This is a genomic window from Streptomyces sp. NPDC093801 (assembly GCF_040701585.1).
Classification (GTDB): Bacteria; Actinomycetota; Actinomycetes; order Streptomycetales; family Streptomycetaceae; genus Streptomyces.
The window spans coordinates 288,360-294,657 of sequence record NZ_JBFBDP010000007.1 but is presented as its reverse complement, the minus strand read 5'-3'; the positions used below and the strand labels follow the sequence as shown (position 1 = coordinate 294,657).

The 6,298-nt window shown below is 71.8% G+C and carries 8 protein-coding genes; 2 read left to right on the top strand and 6 right to left on the bottom strand.

From position 1 onward, the window contains the following. The 3 genes from AB0469_RS10825 to AB0469_RS10815 all read right to left on the bottom strand — a co-directional run. A partial coding sequence (locus AB0469_RS10825; protein ID WP_366450983.1) for a DUF2637 domain-containing protein occupies window positions 1–260 on the bottom strand: 260 nt, incomplete at its 3' end. A 76-nt stretch (window positions 261–336) separates the two neighbouring features. Next, on the bottom strand, window positions 337–1,137 hold the full coding sequence (locus AB0469_RS10820) for a DUF3558 family protein (RefSeq protein ID WP_366450982.1): 801 nt from the start codon (window positions 1,135–1,137) through the stop codon (window positions 337–339). A gap of 135 nt (window positions 1,138–1,272) precedes the next feature. Next, window positions 1,273–2,157, bottom strand: a complete 885-nt coding sequence (locus AB0469_RS10815) for a DUF3558 domain-containing protein (RefSeq protein ID WP_366451007.1) — start codon at window positions 2,155–2,157, stop codon at window positions 1,273–1,275. A 190-nt stretch (window positions 2,158–2,347) separates the two neighbouring features. Here AB0469_RS10815 and AB0469_RS10810 point away from each other — a divergent pair, with 190 nt between their 5' ends. Next, window positions 2,348–3,541, top strand: a complete 1,194-nt coding sequence (locus AB0469_RS10810; protein ID WP_366450981.1) for an RtcB family protein — start codon at window positions 2,348–2,350, stop codon at window positions 3,539–3,541. A gap of 60 nt (window positions 3,542–3,601) precedes the next feature. Here AB0469_RS10810 and AB0469_RS10805 read toward each other — a convergent pair whose 3' ends face one another. Then, complete coding sequence (locus AB0469_RS10805; protein ID WP_366450980.1) at window positions 3,602–3,925, bottom strand: Uma2 family endonuclease; 324 nt, start codon at window positions 3,923–3,925, stop codon at window positions 3,602–3,604. A gap of 93 nt (window positions 3,926–4,018) precedes the next feature. Continuing rightward, window positions 4,019–4,786, bottom strand: a complete 768-nt coding sequence (locus AB0469_RS10800; RefSeq protein WP_366450979.1) for an SDR family oxidoreductase — start codon at window positions 4,784–4,786, stop codon at window positions 4,019–4,021. A gap of 249 nt (window positions 4,787–5,035) precedes the next feature. On the opposite strand from AB0469_RS10800, the gene AB0469_RS10795 reads away from it, so the two are divergent. Then, entirely contained in the window at window positions 5,036–5,503 is a 468-nt protein-coding gene (locus AB0469_RS10795) for a hypothetical protein (protein ID WP_366450978.1), read from the top strand. 34 nt (window positions 5,504–5,537) lie between these two features. On the opposite strand, the gene AB0469_RS10790 is transcribed toward AB0469_RS10795, so the two are convergent. Then, window positions 5,538–6,275: a Mut7-C RNAse domain-containing protein gene (locus tag AB0469_RS10790; RefSeq protein ID WP_366450977.1), complete on the bottom strand. Its 738-nt coding sequence runs from the start codon at window positions 6,273–6,275 to the stop codon at window positions 5,538–5,540. Between the last annotated feature and the right edge of the window lie 23 nt (window positions 6,276–6,298).

Genomic DNA, 6,298 nt, shown 5'->3' with positions numbered 1-6,298 from the left:
AGCAGCCAGGCCGTCTGCCGCAGCAGGGGGAACGGGATCCGGATCCAGGTCAGCAGCAGGTCCAGCGCGAGCAGCACGCAGATACCCGCGTCGATACCGATCGGGAACACCAGCGAGAAGCTGCCGAAGCCTTTCTTCAGCGCCAGGGCGCGGACCGCGGCGTACGACCCCGCGAAACCGATACCCGCGATGACGACGGCTCCGGCGACCACGACACCGACCAGAATGCGGTGCGTACGGGTCAGCTGCATCGCGGCCACGCGCGATCCCCTCCCTTGTCGAGCTACAGGCAGGCACAGCGTACGGGTGACTCTGCGTCACCCGCACCGCAGGACCCTACTGCTTGGGCGAGGCCGACGCCGACGCCGAAGCGGAACCCGCCGGGGACTCGGCGCCGGAAGGCGCCTGGTCGTTGCCGCCGTTGGCCACCGAGGTCACGACCTCCTTGGTAGCGGCGATCGCGTCCTGGAGCAGCTTCGCCTGGTCGGGCGCGCCGGCGCCCTCGTAGGCGGCACCGTTGAAGTCGAGGGTGATCACGACGTTCTGGGTGCGGGCCACGACGGTGGTGTTGAAGAAGTCGACGTCCTTCTTGATCCCGTAGATCACGGACGTGCCCTGGTCGCCGACCCCGTCGGCCTGCTCGACCTTGACGTCGTGCGCGTCCTTCGTGGTCTTCGCCAGGTCTATCTGCTTGTTGTACTGCTCCTCCGCGCGCTTGTTGCCGCTGCCGAGGGAGGCGTGCGAGTCGTAGCGGACGAGCGACACGGAGAGCCAGCGGTACTGCGAGCCCTTCACGCCGTCCGTCTCCAGGCCGTTCCAGGAGCAGCTGGCGCGGTTGGCGAGGTCGTTCGACTTCGCGGCCGTGCCGTTCTTGTCCTTCGCGTCGCGCACGAGGGACTCGACGGTCTTGGCGGGCACCGACTTGCAGGGGTCCGGCAGCTTCGCGAACGCCACCTTCTCCAGCGAGGTCGAGCCCTTCGTGCTCGGCTTGGCGGACGAGGCCGACGAGGACTTCTTGCCGGAGTCCGAGCCCGAGGAGGACTTCCCCGAGTCGGAGGAGCAGCCGGCGACGGTGAGGATCACCGGGACGGCTGCGCAGGCGAGAACGCGGGTGAGACGCGAGGCTGATCGGTGCATGGTTCCTTCAGACGTTGGGGACATCTCGGTGGTGCTTCAGGGGTGTGGGACCCCGCAACGGTAGCCCGATCCGGAGCCCGCCTGCTGTGCGCGCCGTCACGCGGGCCGTGTGCGCCCCCCTGCGGGGGCGTGCGCTCACTCGTTGAAACGCTCGGCGAGGGCCTCGGCCAACTGACGGGCCTTGTCCTGGGTTTCCGTGGCCGGCGGGACCCTGCCCGGACCGGAGGGCTGGACGCTGTACTCGACGGTGACGATGACGTTCGACGTACGGAACACGATCCGCACGGTGCGGGCCTGCGCGGCGGTGGCCCCGGCCGCGCCCAGCTTGTCGTCGAGGAACCCCTCGCTGCCGAGCCCCTCCAGCACGCGCGAGCCCAGCTCGGGGGAGGCGCTGGGGGAGGGCGGGGCGGAGGACGGGGCGGAGGACGGGGCGGAGGGCGCCGGGGCCTCAGGCGTGCCGGGGGCGGGCCCCGTACCGGCGGCGGGGGGCGCACTCACGGCGGGAGCGGTGCTCGCGGGGGCCCCGGCGGCCGGGGTGGGGCTCGCGGTCGGCCCGGGGAAGGGCAGGTGCGCGTCCGTCAGTCGGCGCACGTACACCTGGCGCGCCTTGTCGTCGTCGCTCGCGGCGGCACGGTCGTACGAGACCACCCGCTCGAAGGTGACCGACAGCAGCAGGGTCGCCTCGGGCGTCTGCGCGTTCCAGCGGCAGCCGACGTGCCGGTCGGCGTCGTAGGAGGGCTCGGCCGTCCCGGCGTAGAGCTGCTCGCGCTGCTCGGTGGTGAGGGAGTCCGAGGCCGGGAGCATGGCCCGCAGCCGCTTGCCGTCGACGGCCTTGCAGGGCTGCGGGAGGCTGCGGTACTTGCCGGGCTGCGCGGGGGCGGCGGTGCTGCCGCCGTTCTTCGGGTCGCTGGTGCCGATGCCGCTGCCGCTGGTGCAGCCGGTCGCGCCGGCGACGAGGGCGGTGAGCATCGCGATGCCCGGCAGGAATCGGCGGCGCACCCGCGTGCGCTCCACGTCCATCGGCTTCACTCGCTCCCCTGGCTTCCTTGGCGTGCTCGGGAAATTCCGTTGCCGCGACTTGGGCACGGATGGACACAATGTCTATCGCACACGCTGGTGCCGGCGCCGGTTCCCTGTCTGGTTTGGGGTTATGAGCGCGGCTTTTCGCGTACTCCTACCTTTCTTGTGATTTCCGGGGGATTGTTCTGTTATGTCGTATGTAGAGGTGCCCGGGGCGAAGGTCCCGATCAGGATGTGGACGGATCCGGCGTCGGTCGAGGACAGCGCCATGCGGCAGCTGCAGAACACCGCCGGCCTCCCGTGGATCAAGGGCCTGGCCGTGATGCCGGACGTCCACTACGGCAAGGGCGCGACGGTCGGCTCGGTGATCGCCATGAAGGACGCGGTCTGCCCGGCGGCGGTGGGCGTGGACATCGGCTGCGGCATGTCGGCGGTCAAGACCTCCCTCACGGCGAACGACCTCCCCGGCGACCTGTCCAAGCTGCGCTCGCGGATCGAGCAGGCGATCCCGGTGGGGGCGGGGATGCACCGGGAGGCGGTGGATCCGGGGAGGCTGTACGGGTTCTCGGAGGCGGGGTACGCCGACCTCTGGCAGCGCTTCGACTACATCGCCGATGCGGTCAAGTTCCGACAGGACCGTGCAGTAAGGCAGGTCGGAACGCTCGGGTCCGGAAATCACTTCATCGAATTCTGTCTCGATGAGTCGGGTTCGGTCTGGTTGATGCTGCACTCCGGATCCCGCGGCATCGGCAACGAGCTCGCCGCGCACCACATCGGCGTGGCCCGGGGCCTGGCGCACAACCAGAACCTGGTCGACCGGGACCTGGCGGTGTTCCTGGCCGCGACCCCGGAGATGGACGCGTACCGCAACGACCTCTTCTGGGCCCAGGAGTACGCCAAGTACAACCGCGCCGCCATGATGAGCCTGTTCAAGGAGGTCGTCCGGCGGGAGTTCCGCAAGGCGAAGGTCTCCTTCGAGCAGGAGATCAGCTGCCACCACAACTACGTGGCGGAGGAGCGGTACGACGGCATGGACCTGCTGGTCACCCGCAAGGGCGCGATCCGCGCCGGCAGCGGCGAGTACGGGATCATCCCCGGCTCGATGGGGACGGGGTCCTACATCGTGAAGGGCCTCGGGAACGAGATGTCCTTCAACTCCGCCTCGCACGGCGCGGGCCGCAAGATGAGCCGCACGGCGGCGAAGAAGCGGTTCTCGGCGCGCGACCTGGCGGAGCAGACCCGGGGCGTGGAGTGCCGCAAGGACTCGGGCGTCGTGGACGAGATCCCGGGCGCCTACAAGTCGATCGAGCAGGTCATCGACCAGCAGACCGACCTGGTGCGGGTCGTGGCGAAGCTCAGGCAGGTCATCTGCGTCAAGGGCTGACGGGGGTGTGCGGGGGCCCGGACCGGCTGCGGTCCGGGCCCTTCCGCGTGCGCCCGGCCCTCATTCGCCGTCGAGGAGGAGGTCCACCGGGAGTCCGAGGGTCACTCCGACGTACTCCGGGACGGTGATGGAGGTGCCCCGCTTGTGGGAGGTGCGGAGGCGGTAGGTGCCGTTGCGCGGGTCGCGGCAGACGACGACCTCGTCGTGGCGGCGGTCGGCGACGACGTAGAAGGGGACGTCGGCCTTCGCGTAGGAGTCGACCTTGGAGCCCAGGTCATCGGCCCAGTTCGATGAGGTCACCTCGACGATGAGGCGGAACACCCCGGGCGAGTAGCAGTTGTTCCGTCCCTTCACCCGTACGGGCCCGTCGATGCGCGGTCGCAACTTTGGTTTTCCGCACGGGGGCTGGCGGGTGCGGCCAGGGGCGCGGGGCTGGAGCCCGCGGCCCTGGTGCCGCACTTCGGGGGCCGGGCCGGTCTAGAGCTCGCGGTGGACCTTCGTGTTCGAGGCCTGGGCGCGGGGGCGGACCACGAGGAGGTCGATGTTGACGTGGCTGGGGCGGGTCACCGCCCAGGTGATGGTGTCGGCCACGTCGTCGGCGGAGAGGGGGTGCGCGACGCCCGCGTACACCTTCTCCGCCTTCTCCGTGTCGCCGCGGAAGCGGGTGGTGGCGAACTCCTCGGTCTTGACCATGCCGGGGGCGATCTCGATGACGCGGACGGGCTGTCCGACGATCTCCAGGCGGAGGGTCTCGGCGAGGACGCGGGCGCCGTTCTTGGCGGCGACGTAACCCGCGCCGCCCTCGTAGGTGGCGTGGCCGGCCGTGGAGGAGAGGACGACGACCGTGCCGTCGCCGCTCTCGGTGAGGGCGGGCAGGAGCGCCTGGGTGACGTTGAGGGTGCCGATGACGTTGACCTCGTACATCGTGCGCCAGTCGGCCGGGTCGCCGGTGGCGACGGGCTCGGCGCCGATGGCGCCGCCGGCGTTGTTGACCAGGACGTCACAGCGTCCGAGGGAGGCGGCGAAGGCCTCGACGGCGGGTCGGTCGGTGACGTCGAGGGCGCGGGCGGTGGCCTCGTGCCCGGCTTCGGTGAGCTCGGCGGCGAGGGCCTCGATGCGGTCCTTGCGGCGGGCGGTGAGGACGACGTGGTAGCCGGCGGCGGCGAGCTGACGGGCGGTGGCCGCGCCGATTCCGCTGCTCGCGCCGGTGACTACGGCGGTTCGGGTGGCCGTGCGCGTGCTCATGGGCGGGGCTCCTCGTTCGGTCGCGGTGTGCGGTCGCGGTGCGTGCTCGTTCGCGGTGCGTGTTCGTTCGCGGTGCGTGTTCGTTCGTCCGTACGGATGGTGGGCGAACGCTCGCCAGCATAGGCCGGGGCGCTGACCGGGCGCGTACGGGAGCGGCGGCGAATGGGGGGTGGGCTCGCCCTCGTTCGTGTGATGGTCCGACCGGGGGTGGGGCGGTGGGGTTAGCGTCCGCGCGAGGAGGTGGTGGCGGTGCGCCGTGGTGCCGTGCGGAGTGTGGTGGTGGCGGGCTCGCTGGTGCTGGCCGGGGCCGGGCCGGCGGGTGCGTGGGCCGGGCCGGAGGCGGACGTGGCCTACCACGGGCGGGTGTCCCTCGTGCGGGGGCAGCTGAGGGTGTGGATGGTGCCGCGGAACGAGGGGCCGTCGGCGCTGGCGAACGCGACGGTGCGGGTGCGGCTGTCGGCGGACCTGGCGGACGTGCAGGAGCCGGCCGGGGGGTGCGCGCGGGTGGGTGCGCGCGAGGTGGTGTGCGAGACGGGGCCGCTGCCGGAGCACGGGCGGGGGCGCCACATCGGGCTGGTGCTGGGGCTGCGCGAGCGGCCGGCGGAGGTGGCGGTGCGGATCGACACCTGGTGGAACGGCGGGGCGAGCGACCGCAACCGCGCCAACAACGAGTACGTGGTGCTGGCGCTGGACACCGGGGACGCCTACGCGTTCTGAGTGTCCTGGGGACGGGCCGCCGCTGCGCCGGGTGTCAGACGGCGGCGCCGTCGCCGAACTCGGCCAGGGCCCCGTCGACGATCCGCTCCAGGCGGCTGTGGTGGGCGCCGCGCCAGTAGACGCGCTCGCAGTCGGCGCACTGGGCGAAGACGTCGTACGAGCGCTGCGTGCCGTGCTCCAGCCGGTCGCCGACGCTGTCCTTGTCGGCTTCGCGGAGGGATCCGTTGCAGGCGGTGCAGCGGGTCCAGGGGGCGAGGGCGGGTGCGAACCGGCCGAGGACGTCGCGGAGTTGGTCGTCGGGGTTGTCGCTGTAGACGTAGGCGCCGGCGAAGATCTCGCGGCGGCGCAGCAGGCCGCGGTCGCGGGAGAGCAGGACGCGGCTCTCGGCGGCGGAGCGGGTGGCGAGGGCGGGGTCGCCGGGGTCCTCGTTGTCGTAGGCGGCGTCGACGCCGAGCAGGCGCAGGCGGCGGGCGAGGGTGCCGAGGTGGACGTCGAGGAGGAAGCGCAGCGGGGCGCCGGGGACCTGCTGGGGGCGGTCGACGCCGAACACCTCGACGGACTGGCCGGGTCGGGGCACGTACGAGACGGGCACCTCGCGGCCGTCGACGAGGAGGCGGCCGACCTCGGTGAGCGGGACGCCGGCGGACTCGACGACGTGGCCGAGGCTGGAGGCGCCGTCGGTGGCGGTCGGGACGCGGTCCGCGCGCCGGCTGGGCGGCGCGAAGAGGCGCAGTTCGGGGGCGAGGGTGAGCTCAATACCGGGACCGTTCACGGTCCCAGCATGCCATCGCGGAT

Coding starts and splice junctions, on each gene's coding strand:
- AB0469_RS10820 (WP_366450982.1), bottom strand. CDS start 1,137: ATGCACCGATCAGCCTCGCGTCTCACCCGCGTTCTCGCCTGCGCAGCC.
- AB0469_RS10815 (WP_366451007.1), bottom strand. CDS start 2,157: ATGGACGTGGAGCGCACGCGGGTGCGCCGCCGATTCCTGCCGGGCATC.
- AB0469_RS10810 (WP_366450981.1), top strand. CDS start 2,348: ATGTCGTATGTAGAGGTGCCCGGGGCGAAGGTCCCGATCAGGATGTGG.
- AB0469_RS10800 (WP_366450979.1), bottom strand. CDS start 4,786: ATGAGCACGCGCACGGCCACCCGAACCGCCGTAGTCACCGGCGCGAGC.